At 34.8% G+C, this 16,801-nt stretch carries 17 protein-coding genes and 1 pseudogene; 11 read left to right on the forward strand and 7 right to left on the reverse strand.

Annotated features, from left to right (window positions below):
* Positions 1-8: 8 nt before the first annotated feature.
* Entirely contained in the window at positions 9-164 is a 156-nt protein-coding gene (locus tag AA650_RS28270) for a hypothetical protein (protein ID WP_199924310.1), read from the forward strand.
* A 51-nt stretch (positions 165-215) separates the two neighbouring features.
* Here AA650_RS28270 and AA650_RS20695 read toward each other — a convergent pair whose 3' ends face one another.
* From AA650_RS20695 to AA650_RS20715, 4 genes are all read right to left on the reverse strand, one after another.
* Complete coding sequence (locus AA650_RS20695; RefSeq protein WP_053540477.1) at positions 216-599, reverse strand: GxxExxY protein; 384 nt, start codon at positions 597-599, stop codon at positions 216-218.
* An 841-nt stretch (positions 600-1,440) separates the two neighbouring features.
* Positions 1,441-2,007, reverse strand: a complete 567-nt coding sequence (locus AA650_RS20705) for a hypothetical protein (RefSeq protein WP_199924311.1) — start codon at positions 2,005-2,007, stop codon at positions 1,441-1,443.
* Between the two features lie 225 nt (positions 2,008-2,232).
* Entirely contained in the window at positions 2,233-2,790 is a 558-nt protein-coding gene (locus AA650_RS20710; protein WP_053540480.1) for a Uma2 family endonuclease, read from the reverse strand.
* A gap of 123 nt (positions 2,791-2,913) precedes the next feature.
* Positions 2,914-3,156 (reverse strand): hypothetical protein, encoded by a 243-nt coding sequence (locus tag AA650_RS20715; protein ID WP_053540481.1) that lies wholly within the window; start codon positions 3,154-3,156, stop codon positions 2,914-2,916.
* Between the two features lie 274 nt (positions 3,157-3,430).
* Here AA650_RS20715 and AA650_RS20720 point away from each other — a divergent pair, with 274 nt between their 5' ends.
* Positions 3,431-4,639 carry a PD-(D/E)XK nuclease family protein gene (locus AA650_RS20720; RefSeq protein WP_053540482.1) on the forward strand — a complete coding sequence of 403 codons (1,209 nt, stop codon included), beginning with the start codon at positions 3,431-3,433 and terminating at the stop codon, positions 4,637-4,639.
* A 192-nt stretch (positions 4,640-4,831) separates the two neighbouring features.
* Here the strand turns inward: AA650_RS20720 and gndA are convergent, their stop codons facing one another.
* Complete coding sequence (gndA, locus tag AA650_RS20725) at positions 4,832-6,262, reverse strand: NADP-dependent phosphogluconate dehydrogenase (protein WP_053540483.1); 1,431 nt, start codon at positions 6,260-6,262, stop codon at positions 4,832-4,834.
* 507 nt (positions 6,263-6,769) lie between these two features.
* Between gndA and AA650_RS29510 the strand changes: the two genes are divergently transcribed.
* A complete protein-coding gene (locus AA650_RS29510) occupies positions 6,770-7,765 on the forward strand; it encodes a Ycf66 family protein (RefSeq protein WP_081424291.1) in 996 nt (331 codons plus the stop codon).
* Positions 7,766-7,816: 51 nt separating this feature from the next.
* On the opposite strand, the gene AA650_RS20735 is transcribed toward AA650_RS29510, so the two are convergent.
* Positions 7,817-8,911 carry a phosphotransacetylase family protein gene (locus AA650_RS20735; protein ID WP_015079792.1) on the reverse strand — a complete coding sequence of 365 codons (1,095 nt, stop codon included), beginning with the start codon at positions 8,909-8,911 and terminating at the stop codon, positions 7,817-7,819.
* 347 nt (positions 8,912-9,258) lie between these two features.
* Between AA650_RS20735 and AA650_RS20740 the strand changes: the two genes are divergently transcribed.
* From AA650_RS20740 to AA650_RS20765, 6 genes and pseudogenes are all read left to right on the forward strand, one after another.
* A complete protein-coding gene (locus AA650_RS20740; RefSeq protein ID WP_053540484.1) occupies positions 9,259-10,095 on the forward strand; it encodes an Rpn family recombination-promoting nuclease/putative transposase in 837 nt (278 codons plus the stop codon).
* 125 nt (positions 10,096-10,220) lie between these two features.
* Positions 10,221-11,045 (forward strand): Rpn family recombination-promoting nuclease/putative transposase, encoded by an 825-nt coding sequence (locus tag AA650_RS20745; protein ID WP_053540485.1) that lies wholly within the window; start codon positions 10,221-10,223, stop codon positions 11,043-11,045.
* A 119-nt stretch (positions 11,046-11,164) separates the two neighbouring features.
* The gene (locus AA650_RS20750; protein ID WP_053540486.1) at positions 11,165-12,037 is read left to right on the forward strand and encodes an Rpn family recombination-promoting nuclease/putative transposase; all 873 of its coding nucleotides are present in this window, start codon (positions 11,165-11,167) and stop codon (positions 12,035-12,037) included.
* Positions 12,038-12,156: 119 nt separating this feature from the next.
* Positions 12,157-13,017 (forward strand): Rpn family recombination-promoting nuclease/putative transposase, encoded by an 861-nt coding sequence (locus tag AA650_RS20755; protein WP_053540487.1) that lies wholly within the window; start codon positions 12,157-12,159, stop codon positions 13,015-13,017.
* Between the two features lie 158 nt (positions 13,018-13,175).
* Positions 13,176-13,385: pseudogene (locus AA650_RS20760) on the forward strand (Rpn family recombination-promoting nuclease/putative transposase); the annotation flags it as partial.
* Between the two features lie 226 nt (positions 13,386-13,611).
* Entirely contained in the window at positions 13,612-13,866 is a 255-nt protein-coding gene (locus AA650_RS20765; protein WP_039200860.1) for a UPF0175 family protein, read from the forward strand.
* Positions 13,867-13,897: 31 nt separating this feature from the next.
* Here AA650_RS20765 and AA650_RS20770 read toward each other — a convergent pair whose 3' ends face one another.
* Positions 13,898-14,116 carry an addiction module protein gene (locus tag AA650_RS20770; RefSeq protein ID WP_053540489.1) on the reverse strand — a complete coding sequence of 73 codons (219 nt, stop codon included), beginning with the start codon at positions 14,114-14,116 and terminating at the stop codon, positions 13,898-13,900.
* A gap of 242 nt (positions 14,117-14,358) precedes the next feature.
* On the opposite strand from AA650_RS20770, the gene tcmP reads away from it, so the two are divergent.
* Together tcmP and AA650_RS20780 are read left to right on the forward strand one after the other, a co-directional pair.
* Positions 14,359-15,681: a three-Cys-motif partner protein TcmP gene (tcmP, locus tag AA650_RS20775; RefSeq protein ID WP_053540490.1), complete on the forward strand. Its 1,323-nt coding sequence runs from the start codon at positions 14,359-14,361 to the stop codon at positions 15,679-15,681.
* Between the two features lie 45 nt (positions 15,682-15,726).
* Entirely contained in the window at positions 15,727-16,758 is a 1,032-nt protein-coding gene (locus AA650_RS20780) for an SPL family radical SAM protein (protein WP_053540491.1), read from the forward strand.
* Positions 16,759-16,801 lie beyond the last annotated feature (43 nt).

Raw genomic sequence — 16,801 nt, forward strand, 5'->3', positions numbered from 1 at the left:
GGTAATTAATGATGGAAATTTTTAGAGGATGTTTTAAAAGTTTTGGGCGACTAGAAGTCGCCTTACAAGAGTCTCCTTGGTATCAACATATTTTCAGAGAAGGTGAGAATCGCGGATTCTACGGATTAAAGAATTACACAGATTTTGGTTATCTTAGCAAATGAAAAAAATCTGTGTAATCAGCGTAATCCATATAATCCGCAATTCTCGCTTTTTTATTTGTTACTTAATACTAATCTCTTAAATGTCAAACTCTTACTTCCAAAGTTAATCAATAACCCAACTTCTAGTTTATAGGCTTTGAGATAGTTGAGGGCTTGGGCTAGGTGTACGTCTTCGAGTTGGATTACTGCTTTGAGTTCGACTAATACTTTTTGTTCAACTACAAAATCGGCACGGCGTGTACCGATTGGTTCAGGTAGGTTTTTGTAATAGATATGTTGTTCGATTTCTCTAGCAAAGGTTAAGCCTGCCTGATGAAATTCGTAGGCTAGGGCGCGTTGATAAATTACTTCTTGAAAGCCGTTACCTAGAAATTTATGGACTTCAAAGGATGCGCCGATAATTTTTTTGGTGATGTCTTGGTATTTTAAGTCCATAGGTATCGAGATAGCGGATTAAGGGATTACGCGGGAAAAGATATCTGAATCACGGATTAACCGGATTGCGCTGATTTCACGGATTTTAGGAGCTTTTACCGGAACTGGCAACCTCATCCGTGCAATCTTTTAATCCAATTAAGTGTGAGAACGCGGATTAAACGGATTGCGCTAATTTCACGAATTTTACGAGTTTTTACCGGAACCGGCAACCTAATCCGTGCAATCTTTTAATCCAATTAAGTGTGAGAACGCGGATTAAACGGATTGCGCTAATTTCACGGATTTTAATCCGTTTAACCTCTAAAAATCCGTGTAATCCTTTAATCCATCTAATCCGTGATTCAGACATTGTGTTTAAGTTTACGCAGGTTGGCTTTTTGAGCTTGAGATAATTTTGGATTGGATACCTACGCGCATACCAATTTTCAACCTCGGCAATGTCTTCGGCATTAAGTCCATAGACTTCATAGACTAATTTATCTATTTCTATCTGTTCGTGACTGGGGTACAATTATTACCCACATTCCGCACCCTTGACTGTCACAAACGGTGATTACGGAGGTAAATTGATGAAAAATGAGTAAAAGAATACATTTATCTATAAAAAAACAAATTTTAGATAGGAAAATTGATTCAGATACATTCTCAATAAGAAGCAATAAAGAATGAGGGTGGTTTCTGGCAGAAAATATAATATAATTTTATTGTTAGTCTATCAAGACTTAATCATAACTTATATCCTTGTAGAAATAAACTTAAAAACAGCATTAAAACTTAAACTCATTAATAAAATCAATGAGTCAAATTGTATAATTAAACTATTAATAATGTTGATGAATCAACTTATATATCTGTAGTAATTACGGCAAGCTTCTGGGAGGAATAGGAGAATGTACTTCATTTCTGATGTCAAATTATAAAATTCTCTTTTTCCTTGAAAAGTCACAAGATGAACTGATTGAAAACATTGAAATATCCACCGCATAGTTGGATTGTTTATGGCCTTTCCTAATTGATTTTCTTCTTTGATTTTAGGACTTTTTTCGATAACTTCAATATTTTCTACTTGATGATATTTAAATTCTTTACTTATTTTTGTTAATTCCTTTCTAGCATCAGCCGCACAAGCAAATTTTTCTTGCGATAGGTTTTCTAACTTACTTTGAGTATTAGTCAAAGCTTTTTCTATTCTCTTTGATAATTTCTTTAAGTCAGATTTTTTTCTATCTTGACTTTGTACGATTAACCATCTTTGCTCTATATCTCCATAAGTTATTTTCTTCTCGGCATAAGAATATCCTGCTTTTTCACTTTTAACAAATTCCGATTCTGCTAAACTCATCACTAAGTTTTTTGCTGATTTTATCGTTAAGGGTACTCTGGTTAACCATTTGAGACTCGACATTAACTTGATATTTGATTCTGTATATATTGCTTTCCTTGGGGTGTGACACTTGGGGGTGCGGAATGTGGGTATTAAATGACTTGGATATGGCTTTCGCAACTTTAGCAATTTCAGATTACGCAGTTTATTAAACTGGCACTTTAGTATTAATTCTCCATAAAAGTAGCGCAAGAGCCGAAAAAAATGGTGATCCGCATATTAATAGACTACAAATAAAGATGATTATTAAAATACCTCAGTCACATTAATATGCACATCAGGAAAAGCTAAAATTGATAAAATTTGGTTTTTGACTAACTTCTGTACATCTTGATAAACTCCCTGGAGAGGATTTCGATATACTTCTACAACCTCTTGATTAACATCTAATAACCAAACTTCAGGAATATTTGCTTCTGCATATAAAGGAATTTTCACTTCCCGATCATATTTTACCGTTGTATCAGCAACTTCTATTAACAAAAATATATCTTCTGGTTGGGGGTGTGAATTTCTATAAAAATCTGGACGTGGTTTTAATAATGCTATATCTGGCTGGGGTTCAGAAGTTTCATCTAATTCTACAGGATTTTGAGGTGCAAGCACTATTTGCTTTCCGAGAAGCTGAATCAGCAAATTAACTAATCTATTGACACAACCAGCGTGTCTTCTTCCAATAGGTGACATATCAATCATTTCCCCCCGAATTAATTCTAATCTATCATTTTCTGACAAAATACCAGATTCAGCCATTTGGTGAAATTGCTTAACTGTAAATTGGTGTCTGACTAATTGTAAAACCATTGTTACCTCTATTTGGATTTTAATTGAGATGGATAAAACTAGGGAATATATTAGATATTTTATATTTTTAAAGTCACAATTTCTTCTTAATCTAAAAACTGAGTGTTAATCAGAATTGTTGAATTACTCATGGGTTTTTGACCACTCGGTTTCTCGCAGATTTCGTACCCAATTAGCACTAGCTAAGTCTTGACGATCTTGCCACATTCCGATAAACCCATCGTTCGTTAAATCAACATCCGGTGACATAGAGAGAGATTCAGTGTATATGTACTTTTGTTTCAAATAGGCAATCAGGCTGACTACTTGATTTTGCGCTTCCGTAGGTAGAGATAAAAATTTACCTAAAAACTCTTGATTTGTCATATTTCACTGTCATTAAACACTGCAATACATCCTTTATCTTAACGTATTTCAAGCAACCAAGGGCGATCACTCTTTCACTCATTTCCAAAATTACGAAAAACTTAGATTTGTAGAGGTTTAGCACTGCTTAACCTCTATCTATACAGTCCAATGATTAAGCTGTGCTGAGTATAATAAAATAATACCTATTTTTACTTATCAGTTAAATTTTGTTAAAAACGCCACTGTTTATGCTGCATAATTTTATACTTAATAAAAAGCACATCACAATACTATGTTGGAACAAGAGTTAGAAATTGAAGCAATTATCAATGAGTTAAAGGTTTTACCCTTATTTAACCTTTCACTATCATCTAAAGAATTATTTCATAGTAACTTTTTAGCTTGGATATGTGGACTTTATCCAGAAATATTAAGTGTAGTATTTGCAGATTATCTAAAACATGATGTATCTTCTTGTAAAATATCTAATGTTTATCGAGAGTCAGAGAAAATAGATTTAACATTAAAATATAGTCATGGAGAAACATTAATTATTGAAAATAAAGTAAAAAGCCTTCCTGATTTTGAACAATTGAAAGAATACTCTCTTAAACAACCTAATGTAAATTTCTTACTTTTAAGTTTAATTGAACCTAATTTATCGTCATTCTTGAAAAAAGAGAAGAAAATTATTATAGCTGATAAAAACAAGCAATTTATTTGGCATTATCTAAGCTATTATGATCTGGCTCAAAAACTCCAAGAAGTACAACTGGAAATTGCTGAAACTAATAGTTATCATGGACAATTATTAGCCGAATATATTCAATTTATAAAACTTTTGTATAATTTGTCATCTTTCTTTCATATTAAGGAGGATGAAAACCCAATTTTTCATAATAAAAATATAGATAAACTATGGGAAATTCGATTTCGTGATGTCATCATTAAACTTTGGTATTCACAATTAATGCAACGCTTAGAGCAAAGATTAAAAGTGCAAAATTTTGAAATTAATGAAAATTGGAATGAAATTAAAAAAGGACAAATTATCTTTGGATCAGGAATGATAAATGGAAAAGGCTTTTTTGAAGTTAAATATTGTATTAAAGATAAAACATATTGCCCGATTAGTGATAAACAAATAGGTACTCCCATATTTTTGGGAATACAAATTGATAATCGTGACTTTAAAATTTTGTGTGAATGTGAATTTACTGATGATAAAACTAAGGCTAGAAAAATATCTGAACAATTATATTCTTTAAAAGAAGGAGATAAAATTTGGTTTGATTTATCTCATGTTCCTGGAAATGCAAAAGAATTTCCTAATCGTAAAGGTAAAGAATTTAATCAATATTATGGGACTTTTATTTATCGTTATAAAGGATTAAAAGAGGATATTTTAGTCAATGACTTAATAAATCTAATAGTTAAATATATCTTTTTGATTAAAAACAATCAAGAAGATATAGAAGCAATGATAGAAAAAGCTTGGTAATTTTTGTATTTTTAAAATATTTCACTCACATTAATATGCACATGAGGAAAAGCTAAAATTGATAAAATTTGATTTTTTATGAGCTAAATTCAATAAATGTCTCACAATTAAGGGCGGGGAGACCCCGCCCCTACAGGCAATCTTGCGGCAATAAATGGCAAGAATTAACTTAAAAGCTTAACCAAAAGTATCTTACTTCTGAGCTTCAGCAATGGGAACCCACTCAGTGTGGAAAGATCCTTCTTTGTCAGTCCGTTTGTAGGTATGAGCGCCGAAATAGTCGCGTTGTGCTTGAGTTAAGTTTTGTGGCAAGCGATCGCGGCGGTAACTATCGAAGTAATCTAGAGAAGCACTGAAAGCAGGTACAGGAATACCCAACTTAGCCGCAGTCACAATTACTTCACGCCAAGCAGCTTGTCTATCCAGAATTGTTTGCTTAAACTCAGGTGCTAACAACAAGTTAGGTAAAGCTGGATTTTCGTCAAATGCTTTCTTAATCTTATTCAAGAAGCCAGCCCGAATAATACAACCACCTTTCCAAATCCGCGCCATTTCGCCCAGATTTAATTCCCAATTGTAGGTTTTAGAAGCTGTAGATAACAGTGCCATACCTTGAGCATAAGAACAGATTTTGGAACAATAAAGAGCATCACGCACCATGTTCACAAAAGCTGCAATATCGCCACCATACTTAGCATTTGGTCCGGTGATGACCTTAGAAGCAGCAATCCGTTCATCTCGAATTGAAGAGAGAATTCGAGCGTTTACAGCCGCTGTAATTGTCGGAATAGCTACACCCAATTCTAAAGCAGTTTGTACAGTCCAACGACCAGTTCCCTTTTGACCGGCTGCGTCAACAATCAAATCAACGAGAGGAATTTTGGTGTCTGGATCTACGTAGGGGAAAATATTCGCGGTAATCTCAATCAAAAATGAATTGAGTTCGTCAGTTGTATTCCATTGAGCAAAGACTTCATGGAGTTGTGCTGCACTTAAACCAGCCACATTTTTCAGCAAATCGTAGGCTTCTGCAATTAACTGCATATCACCGTACTCAATACCGTTATGAACCATTTTCACATAGTGTCCAGAACCACCAGGACCAATGTAGGTTACACAGGGACCATCATCAACTTGAGCCGCAATTTTGTTGAAAATGGGAGATAGGTACTCATAAGAGCTTCTTGTCCCACCAGGCATGAGAGAAGGACCATTCAACGCGCCTTCTTCACCACCACTAACACCCATACCGATGTAGCGTAAACCGATGGGTTCTAATTCCTGAGTGCGTCTGTCAGTATCTTCAAACCAAGAGTTACCACCGTCAATAATGATATCACCTTCTTGTAGTAAAGGCTTAAGCTGTTGAATTACTGCATCAACAGGCTTACCAGCTTGTACCATCACCAAAATTTTGCGGGGACGTTCCAATGAGGCGACAAATTGTTCGAGGCTAAAAGCGGCTCTAACGTTCCGTCCTTGGGCGCGGTGCGCCATGAAGGCATCGGTTTTTTCACGAGAGCGGTTGTAAACTGCAATTGGGAAGCCATTTCTTTCTACGTTAAGTGCGATGTTTTCGCCCATAACTGCTAATCCAATCACACCAAAGCTTTGTAGTGTCATAGTTCAGTTTAAATCTTTTGTTTGGGTTTGGCTCTTTCTCTTGCAGATCCTTTCTCTTTAAGGGTAGTCCGAGATTTTGGCTTCACTCCTAAAGAAGATATTAAGAGTTTTTCTAAAATTTAAGAAATCATCACTCACATCAATGAATTAATTTTAATTTGTATTGAAGTCCACAATTTAGTCCCAAATTTTGCAAAATTAAAATACATATAGCAGGAGTTCAGGAGTTCAGGAGTTCAGGAGTTCAGAAGGAAGAAATTTCTCCCCTACTCCCCCTACTCCCCCTACTCCCCCTACTCCCCCTACTCCCCCTACTCCCCCTACTCCCCCTACTCCCCCTACTCCCCCTACTCCCCTACTCCCCCTACTCCCCCTACTCCCCCTACTCCCCCTACTCCCCCTACTCCCCCTACTCCCCCTACTCCCCCTACTCCCCCTACTTCCCCTACCCCCTGCCCCCTGCCCCCTGTTCCCTTTCTCGAATTAAATAGTAAGGAGGATTAAAAAATGCTGGCTTATTTTCTAGCGTTGGTAATCGGTTTTGGCAGTCTCGCCATTTATTTATCAGCCTTCTTTTTTCCAGAAATCCATCGCAAGAATGATTTTATCTGGAGTGGTGTTGGGCTATTCTACGCTTTAGTGTTATGGATTTTTGCATCTCGAATTACTGGGGGGCTATTACTAGGTCATGTAGCTAGTGTGGCAATGTTGGTATGGTTTGTGGCACAAACCCTTTCATTACGGCGACAACTTGCTCCCGCAGGACAACAAACTCCTCTCCCCAGTCCTGAGCTAATTAAGATTAGTTTCCAATCGCAAATGTCAAAGTTTTCTGTGAAAGAGAAATTTGGACAGTTATCAAGCTTCGTTGCTGGTGTATTTGGTGGTGCTAAAGCGAAGATACAGCAGACTGTGAACAAAAAGCCAGTGATCAAAACTGCTGAGGAGATTTTGCAAACAACTCCAACTGAAGCAACGCCACCGTCAGTATTACCAGATGAGTCGGTAACTGCTACCCCAGCAATTACAACTGAAAGTTTATCAGCGGAGACTTTTGCTCAATCTCCTATTTTGGAAATGGTGGAAATATCACCAACTCCACCCCCTGTGATTGAGGAAGAACAGGTAATTCCGTCAACAGCACCGGAACCGGAAACTGTGGTGGAAATAACTCAAACTGAAGTTGTAATTTCAGAGTCATCCATAACAGAAGAAACGGAAACTGTAGTCGAGATCATTCAAACTGAGGTTGTAATTTCCGAAACTCCTACAGCAGGGTCAACTGAAGCTGTGGTCGAGATAATTCAAACTGAGGTGGTTATTGCCATAGAAGAAACTAGCGAAACGGCAGATGCACCAGAAATAAGTTCCCCAAATCCAGTGACATCAGAGTTATTAGCCGCAGAAGCAGCCGAAAAGTCTGATATGACCATTGAGGAAGTTAAATCAGTTGGGGAAGCATTGCCAGAACAAATCCCACTAAATAAACCAGTCGAGGAGTAATTAAGAGGATTTACGCTGCTGATTCTAATAAATCAAAGGAATCTGGGTAGTTTATGATACTGCTGCCGCTGGATTAAGTCCCAATTGGGATAATAAACGGTCAATATCAAAATGCTCAGACATAAGAGAGCGAATGCACTCTATTTTAATTGGTTCATGAACACGAACTTGACCAAAGGTGCGATCAATTATCTCTACTGTGGTGAGAGTGTCTAAATCCACGGATAAAATCGGGATTTCTAACTCTTCAGCGCGGTTGAGGATAAAGGCAGGGGGTGGTAGTTGTCCAGTCAGGATGAGGCATTGAGTAGATGTTTCTAAGGCTGCTTGTTGAATTTCAACGCGATCGCCTCCTGTCACTACTGCCATATTCTGACGTTTGCGGAAGTATTTGACGGCGGAGTTGACGTTCATTGCCCCAATGGCTAGACTTTCGACTAATAAATCTAGGCGATCGCTCCGACAAAGAACTTCCGCGTTTAACTGCTTGACTAATTCTCCTACACTCACACTGCGGAGGACATCGCTTTTGGGCAATGTTGCGAGGACGGAAATTCCCTGTTTTTCTAGGAATGGGCGTAAGAGTGTGTGAACTAACTCTAATTTTTCGTGAGGTACTTCATTAATTACCACACCCATTAACCGTTTGCCTAATTGCTGTTTAGCAAATAATAAGGCCTCAACAGAAGTTAGTGATTGATAACGGCTAATTAACAGTACAGGAGCATCTAATTTTTCTGCTAATTCTAGTAAGGACAATCCAAATAAATTTCCTTCTGATAAGTTAGCAGGCCCTTCTAAGATTACCAAATTACTCTTTGGTATTTGTGAATACTTTTGTACTAGTAACTCTTGATAGTTAGTTGTATCTTCTCCCTGTAAGCGTTTCTGGACGGTAATTTCATCCAAAGATAATAAAGTGGGAGCAATGCGGTTGTCTGGCAGGTTAAGGTTATGAGTAATGAACTGGACATCTTCTTCAACTACTGTTCCCGCAGATGTCTTGACAAAATTACCCAAAGGTTTGCCATAAGCAATGTCCAAACCTTTTTGTTTTAGCTGATGAGACAAACCTAAAACTGTTGCAGATTTGCCACTGTAAGCTTCAACTGATCCAACCAGCAAGTATTTAGCAAGTGTTGGCACGTATGCACTCCTAATTTCAAAAGTTTGTACAACTCAGCTAGGTGTCTACTAATTTTAGTGCAATAGGCGGAAGGTAAATAGCTTTAGTAATCCTAATTGCCTGAATTTTCAAAATTAAATGGGAATAAATCTAGCTGTGGTAGCTATTGTAGCGATTTTGATAGTCCCAATTAATAAAGTAATCCTAATTGTGATAGCCTCATCAGTCTTAAACTCGCTTGTATTTGTCAAGTGCTGCTGTAAGCAATTTGCCTAATCACCACCGAAGAACAACACGCGATCGCATTACCGATTTTAACCTTTTTTGTGCTATACAGGAAATATTAAACAGAATTTTCTAAATAGTTATGGCTGCAAAATACTTTAATCCTTATACAGATTTCGGTTTTAAGAAACTGTTCGGTGAGGAAGGCAGTAAAGATCTACTCATTGATTTTCTCAACCAACTTCTACCAATACATCATCAAATTCAACAATTAACCTTTAAAAATTCAGAAAATCTAGCTGATACCATAGCAGAACGTAAAGCCATATTTGATATTTACTGCGAAAGTAAAACTGGTGATAAGTTTATTGTGGAAATGCAAAAAGCAAAAATCAAGCATTTCAAAGATAGAGCCTTATTTTATTCCACATTCCCCATTCGTGAACAATCAGAAAAAGGCGATTGGAATTTCTTTTTACTACCCGTCTATTTTATCGCCATTTTAGATTTTGAATATGACGAAAATACAACATCTAAATTTAGGCGCGATGTATGTCTAAAAGATCAAGATGGTGATATTTTCTTTGATAAATTAAACTTTAAATTTTTACAAATGCCATTATTTAATAAGCAAGAAAATGAATTAATAACACATTTTGACAAATGGCTGTATTTTTTGAAGAATCTAGAAAGTTTTAATCATATACCCGCAATACTAAATGAACCAATATTTCAGAAAGGCTTTGAAATAGCGGAAATATCTCACTTAAATGTGGAGCAGTATGAACAATATAAGAAGAGTTTAGTGCAGTATTTAGAAGTGAAAAATGTATTTGATACAGCCTTTGAAGAAGGTGAGAAAGCTGGTATTGAGAAAGGAATTGAGAAGGTTGCCAAAGCATTGAAAGAGCAAAATATAGCTATAGAAATTATTGCAGAATCAACTGGCTTATCATACGAGGCTATTAAAAGAATTTGAGCGAATAATGCCAACTGATAGACTTGCGCCCATTTTTTGTGCTATACAGGAAATATTAGACAGAGTTTTCTAAATACATAGTTATTCAGCGAGTATTTCATTAAAATAATCTTGGAGGAGTAGTTATGTCCGCAAAATACTTTAATCCTTATACAGATTTCGGTTTTAAGAAACTGTTCGGTGAAGAAGGCAGTAAAGACTTACTCATGGATTTTCTCAACCAACTTCTACCAATACATCATCAAATTCAACAATTAACCTTTAAAAATCCAGAAAATCTAGCTGATACCATAGCAGAACGTAAAGCCATATTTGATATTTACTGCGAAAGTAAAACTGGTGATAAGTTTATTGTGGAAATGCAAAAAGCAAAAATCAAGCATTTCAAAGATAGAGCCTTATTCTATTCCACATTTCCCATTCGTGAACAATCAGAAAAAGGTGATTGGAATTTCTTTTTACTACCTGTCTATTTTATCGCCATTTTAGATTTCGAGTATGATGAAAATACAACATCTAAATTTAGGCGCGATGTATGTCTAAAAGATCAAGATGGTGATATTTTCTTTGATAAATTAAACTTTAAATTTTTACAAATGCCATTATTTAATAAGCAAGAAAATGAATTAATAACACATTTTGACAAATGGCTGTATTTTTTGAAGAACTTAGAAAGTTTTAATCATATACCCGTGATATTAAATGAACCAATATTTCAGAAAGGGTTTGAAATAGCGGAAATATCTCACTTAAATGTGGAGCAGTATGAACAATATAAGAAGAGTTTAGTGCAGTATTTAGAAGTGAAGAATGTATTTGATACAGCCTTTGAAGAAGGTGAGAAAGCTGGTATTGAGAAGGTTGCCAAAGCATTGAAAGAGCAAAATATAGCTATAGAAATCATTGCAGAATCAACTGGTTTATCTTATGAAGCTATTAAAAGAATTTGAGTGAATCATGCCAATTGATAGACTTACGCCCATTTTTTGTGCTATACAGGAAATATTAGACAGAGTTTTCTAAAGTTATTCAGCGAGTATTTCATTAAAATAATCTTGGAGGAGTAGTTATGTCCGCAAAATACTTTAATCCTTATACAGATTTCGGTTTTAAGAAACTGTTCGGTGAGGAAGGCAGTAAAGATCTACTCATTGATTTTCTCAACCAACTTCTACCAATACATCATCAAATTCAACAATTAACCTTTAAAAATCCAGAAAATCTAGCTGATACCATAGCAGAACGTAAAGCCATATTTGATATTTATTGCGAAAGTAAAACTGGTGATAAGTTTATTGTGGAAATGCAAAAAGCAAAAATTAAGCATTTCAAAGATAGAGCCTTATTTTATTCCACATTCCCCATTCGTGAACAATCAGAAAAAGGCGATTGGAATTTCTTTTTACTACCTGTCTATTTTATCGCCATTTTAGATTTCGAGTATGATGAAAAGACAACATCTAAATTTAGGCGCGATGTATGTCTAAAAGATCAAGATGGTGATATTTTCTTTGATAAATTAAACTTTAAATTTTTACAAATGCCATTATTTAATAAACAAGAAAATGAATTAATAACGCATTTTGATAAATGGCTGTATTTTTTGAAGAACTTAGAAAGTTTTAATCATATACCCGTGATATTAAATGAACCAATATTTCAGAAAGGGTTTGAAATAGCGGAAATATCTCACTTAAATGTGGAGCAGTATGAACAATATAAGAAGAGTTTAGTGCAGTATTTAGAAGTGAAGAATGTATTTGATACAGCCTTTGAAGAAGGTGAAAAGTCCGGTATTGAGAAAGGTATTGAGAAAGGTATTGAGAAAGGTATTGAGAAAGGTATTGAGAAAGTTGCTAAAGCTTTGAAAGAGCAAAATATAGCCATAGAAATTATTGCAGAATCAACTGGTTTATCATACGAAGCTATTCAAAGAATTTGAGTTAATCATGCCAATTGATAGACTTACGCCCATTTTTTGTGCTATACAGGAAATATTAGACAGAGTTTTCTAAAGTTATTCAGCGAGTATTTCATTAAAATAATCTTGGAGGAGTAGTTATGTCCGCAAAATACTTTAATCCTTATACAGATTTCGGTTTTAAGAAACTGTTCGGTGAGGAAGGCAGTAAAGATCTACTCATTGATTTTCTCAACCAACTTCTACCAATACATCATCAAATTCAACAATTAACCTTTAAAAATCCAGAAAATCTAGCTGATACCATAGCAGAACGTAAAGCCATATTTGATATTTACTGCGAAAGTAAAACTGGTGATAAGTTTATTGTGGAAATGCAAAAAGCAAAAATCAAGCATTTCAAAGATAGAGCCTTATTCTATTCCACATTTCCCATTCGTGAACAATCAGAAAAAGGTGATTGGAATTTCTTTTTACTACCTGTCTATTTTATCGCCATTTTAGATTTCGAGTATGATGAAAATACAACATCTAAATTTAGGCGCGATGTATGTCTAAAAGATCAAGATGGTGATATTTTCTTTGATAAATTAAACTTTAAATTTTTACAAATGCCATTATTTAATAAGCAAGAAAATGAATTAATAACACATTTTGACAAATGGCTGTATTTTTTGAAGAACTTAGAAAGTTTTAATCATATACCCGTGATATTAAATGAACCAATATTTCAGAAAGGGTTTGAAATAGCGGAAATATCTCACTTAAATGTGGAGCAGTATGAACAATATAAGAAGAGTTTAGTGCAGTATTTAGAAGTGAAGAATGTATTTGATACAGCCTTTGAAGAAGGTGAAAAGTCCGGTATTGAGAAGGGCATTGAGAAGGGTATTGAGAAAGGCATTGAGAAGGTTGCTAAAGCTTTGAAAGAGCAAAATATAGCTATAGAAATTATTGCAGAATCAACTGGTTTATCTTATGAAGCTATTAAAAGAATTTGAGCGAATTATACCAATTGATAGACTTGCGCCCATTTTTTGTGCTATACAGGAAATATTAAACAGAGTTTTCTAAAGTTATTCAGTGAGTATTTCGTTAAAATAATCTTGAAGGAGTAGTTATGGCTGCAAAATACTTTAATCCTTATACAGATTTTGGCTATCAACAATATAAGAAGAGTTTAGTCCAGTATTTAGAGGTGAAAAATGTATTTGATACAGCCTTTGAAGAAGGTGAGAAAGCTGGTATTGAGAAAGGTATTGAGAAAGGTATTGAGAAAGTTGCTAAAGCTTTGAAAGAGCAAAATATAGCCATAGAAATTATTGCAGAATCAACTGGTTTATCTTATGAAACTATTAAAAGAATTTGAGTGAATCATGCCAATTGATAGACTTGGCGATCGCATTACCGACTTTAACCCCACGGAAGGTGATTCCTACGGAGCGCTTCGCTATCGCTCTCAGCTTTGAGTTAATTTGAGGGTGCGATAGCGAAGCGCGACCTAGGAATCGCACCACAACCCAGATATCGCCGTATACTTTGAGTTAATCATGATCTTTGTTATTATTTTATCAACCTTTGCTATACAATAAATCATGTCTTTGCAACTCAAAATTAACTACCCCGAAACTTTACCTGATGCTGTTGGTAAAACTAGAGAACAGTTTGAACAAGAAGCAAAATGGGCAATGGCAGTTAAACTATATGAAATGAAACGCCTTTCTTCTGGTATGGCTGCGGCGTTACTGGGAGTAGAGAGAGTAACTTTTATTCTTAAATTAAATGATTATGGAGTGCCATTAATTGATTTAAGTGCAGAGGAATTATTATCAGATATAGAAAAGGCCTAACACGAGTGAAATTGTTATTAATACTTCTTATTTAATCTCTAATTGAAGCTTTGATTTCTTGCCATGTCATTACATCATCTGGATTTGTTTCATAATCACTAATCCGACGATCAAGTTCTCGTTTTTGCGCTGCTGTTAAATCGGGATAAGCCTGTTCTGCTGCGATACTTTCTAAAATATCTTGTACAATCTGAATTCTATCTGCAATACTCAGGGCTTTGATTTCATTTAAAATTACACTGATGTTCATGTTGACTAAACTTCAATAGGAATATTTTCTAGTGTAGGTTATCGCATAGCTCAAAACACTATTTTACTATTAACCTATTGGTTGACATTGGATTTATTTATCCTTATATATCGTTTTTATGTAAAATTCTTATGTATCATAATATCAATTTTTGTGTATCAATCATATAGTATAATAAATTGCTTGCTATAAATTTACTAGCAAGTAGGCTAAAAATCTTCTTATTTCAGGAGTTATTTAACATGAGTGGATCACAAGCCACCTGGAGTGCTGATGGAAGTTATCTTCCTCCAATAGATCCTCATACTAAAGCCAAGCATCTTATTATTGAACAATACATTGAAAACTTAGTAATTACACTTTATAAAAAAGGTAAGCATGGAGTTACTACATTTACTTTTATAGATGGTTTTTGTGGGGGTGGAATGTACAATGATAAAGACAATAATAACGAGTGGGAAGGTTCTCCTATCAGGATCATCAAAGCTGTAAGAGAAGCACATAAAAAATCAAACCGAATTTACCCAGAACCCTTAAATATCAAGTTCATTTTTATAGATAATAAAAAAAATCATTTAAGTTGCCTAAAAACATATTCAATGCCAAAAGCAGGTTTAGGAGAGTTAGTTGATGAACAACCACATCAATTTAGTCATGAGTATGGAGAAAGAATAGAACAATGCGAATTTATACATGGGGAATTTGAAAATTTAGTAAATGCCTGCATTTTAACAGTAGAATATCGTAAAGGACACTCTTTCTTTTTGCTTGATCCCTTTGGGTGGACAGATGTTTCGATGAAAACTATTAGAAGAATTAACAGGCTAAAAGGTTCGGAAATTCTCTATACCTATATGATTGGATTTATTACAAGGTTCTTGAGTGAAAGATATACAAGTCAGAGACGAGGTTTTCAAGAAATTCTTGAAGCAAATAACTATTATGAACTTGCTAATCTAGAAGATAGTAGTATTGGAGAACAGTGTTATTTAAGAGACCAGACTGTGAAACTTTTTGTAGAGAAAGGTCAGTCAAAATATGTATTTACTTTTGCACTTATTCCTCGAGGAGATAATATAGTATTATACTATTTGCTGCATCTTTCTCAGAATTTAACAGCGTTAGAAGTAATAAAAGAGTGTTTTGAATTAGAGAATAACTTAGATTATCAATATCATTATGAAATATATGGATATGGCTTTAGAACATCCGATTTTTATAATCAAAATCAACTTTCACTTGAATTAAATATTACAAAAGATACTTATGAAATTTGTATTGATAAACTAGATCAAGATGTTGGAACATTAATATTCAATAATCCTGATGGCATTTCTTATCAAGAAATTAGAGTAAGAACTATGCCTTTAAACCCAGCAAACAAGAAAATATACAATAAATACTTAAGTAAATACTTTAATGAAAAAGAAATAGAAATTTGGAGGGATGGTAAATTACTAAGTAGAAGTCAATCAGAATACAAAAAATCGGATACAATAAAAGTACCTAGAAAATATCAACTTTCTTTCTTGAATCAACCTAAGTTTTTTAAAACTGATTTATAAAAACTTAGGTTATTATACTCTGCGATATATAACTGGAAGTACACTATGTCCATCATCAAAGGCACTGAAAAAATTGCAAACCCACTACAAAAAAGCGCCCTTAATAAAAAAGGGTTATGTGACTATGTAGTTAACGTCGCGTCAGGGTGTTTACATGGTTGTACTTTCTGTTATGTACCTTCAACCCCAGCCATTCGTACAAAGCAAGCGCAATTAAGAGATCAGGGAGTAAATGATCCTCAAATGGATTGGGGACAATACCTCTTTGTTCGTGAAGAAATACCTGAGCAATTAGCAAAAAACCTAACTCGTAAGACATCTTGGCATGAAACACCAGAAGGTAAAGGAGTAGTTCTTCTTTGTTCTGGTACAGATCCTTATCAAAACAAGCAAACTGCTAATGTTACTCGTGGTGCTGTTAAGGCTTTATTGCAAAATAATAAACGAATTAGGATTCTCACTCGTAGTCCTTTATGGCTGAATGACATTGATATTCTTAAACATCCCAACGTTATTGTTGGTATGAGTTTGCCATACTTAAATGATGAACTAAGTCGGCAAATTGAACCTAATGCACCTTTGCCTTCTGAACGTTATAAAGCTCTAATCAAAGGTTATGAAGCTGGGTGTAGATTGTATGTTGCAGTCGCTCCTACTCCTCCCAGCATGACTTTAGATGATTTCAAAAAACATTTGTATGAAATAATGAAATTTAACCCAGAAGTAATTTTTTGGGAGCCTATTAATGCTCGTGGAACTAATGGCAAGCGAATGATAGCTGCGGGATTAGAATTTACTACTTCCATTATGACTAGAGACTCATGGGCAGAATATTTTAAACGACAATGGAATGATATTGAAGAAGCCGCACATGAAGTAGGCTGTTTAGATCGTCTTCATATTTGGCCTGATCCTGAATTAAGAGGTTATGTTGATGATGCTAAATTAGATAGTTGGTTATATAGACCTACAGTAGAAAAGTGGGACAATCCCAAAATATCAACAACAAGAGTAAAATCTATGAAATCAATTCGTAAAACATCTCAATTAGCTATGTTGACTAAGCATAGAGCATAATTAATAAGTGTTGATAATAACAGTTTTGTTTATCAATTATGAC

This window comes from Anabaena sp. WA102, assembly GCF_001277295.1.
In the GTDB taxonomy this organism is placed as follows: Bacteria; Cyanobacteriota; Cyanobacteriia; order Cyanobacteriales; family Nostocaceae; genus Dolichospermum; species Dolichospermum heterosporum.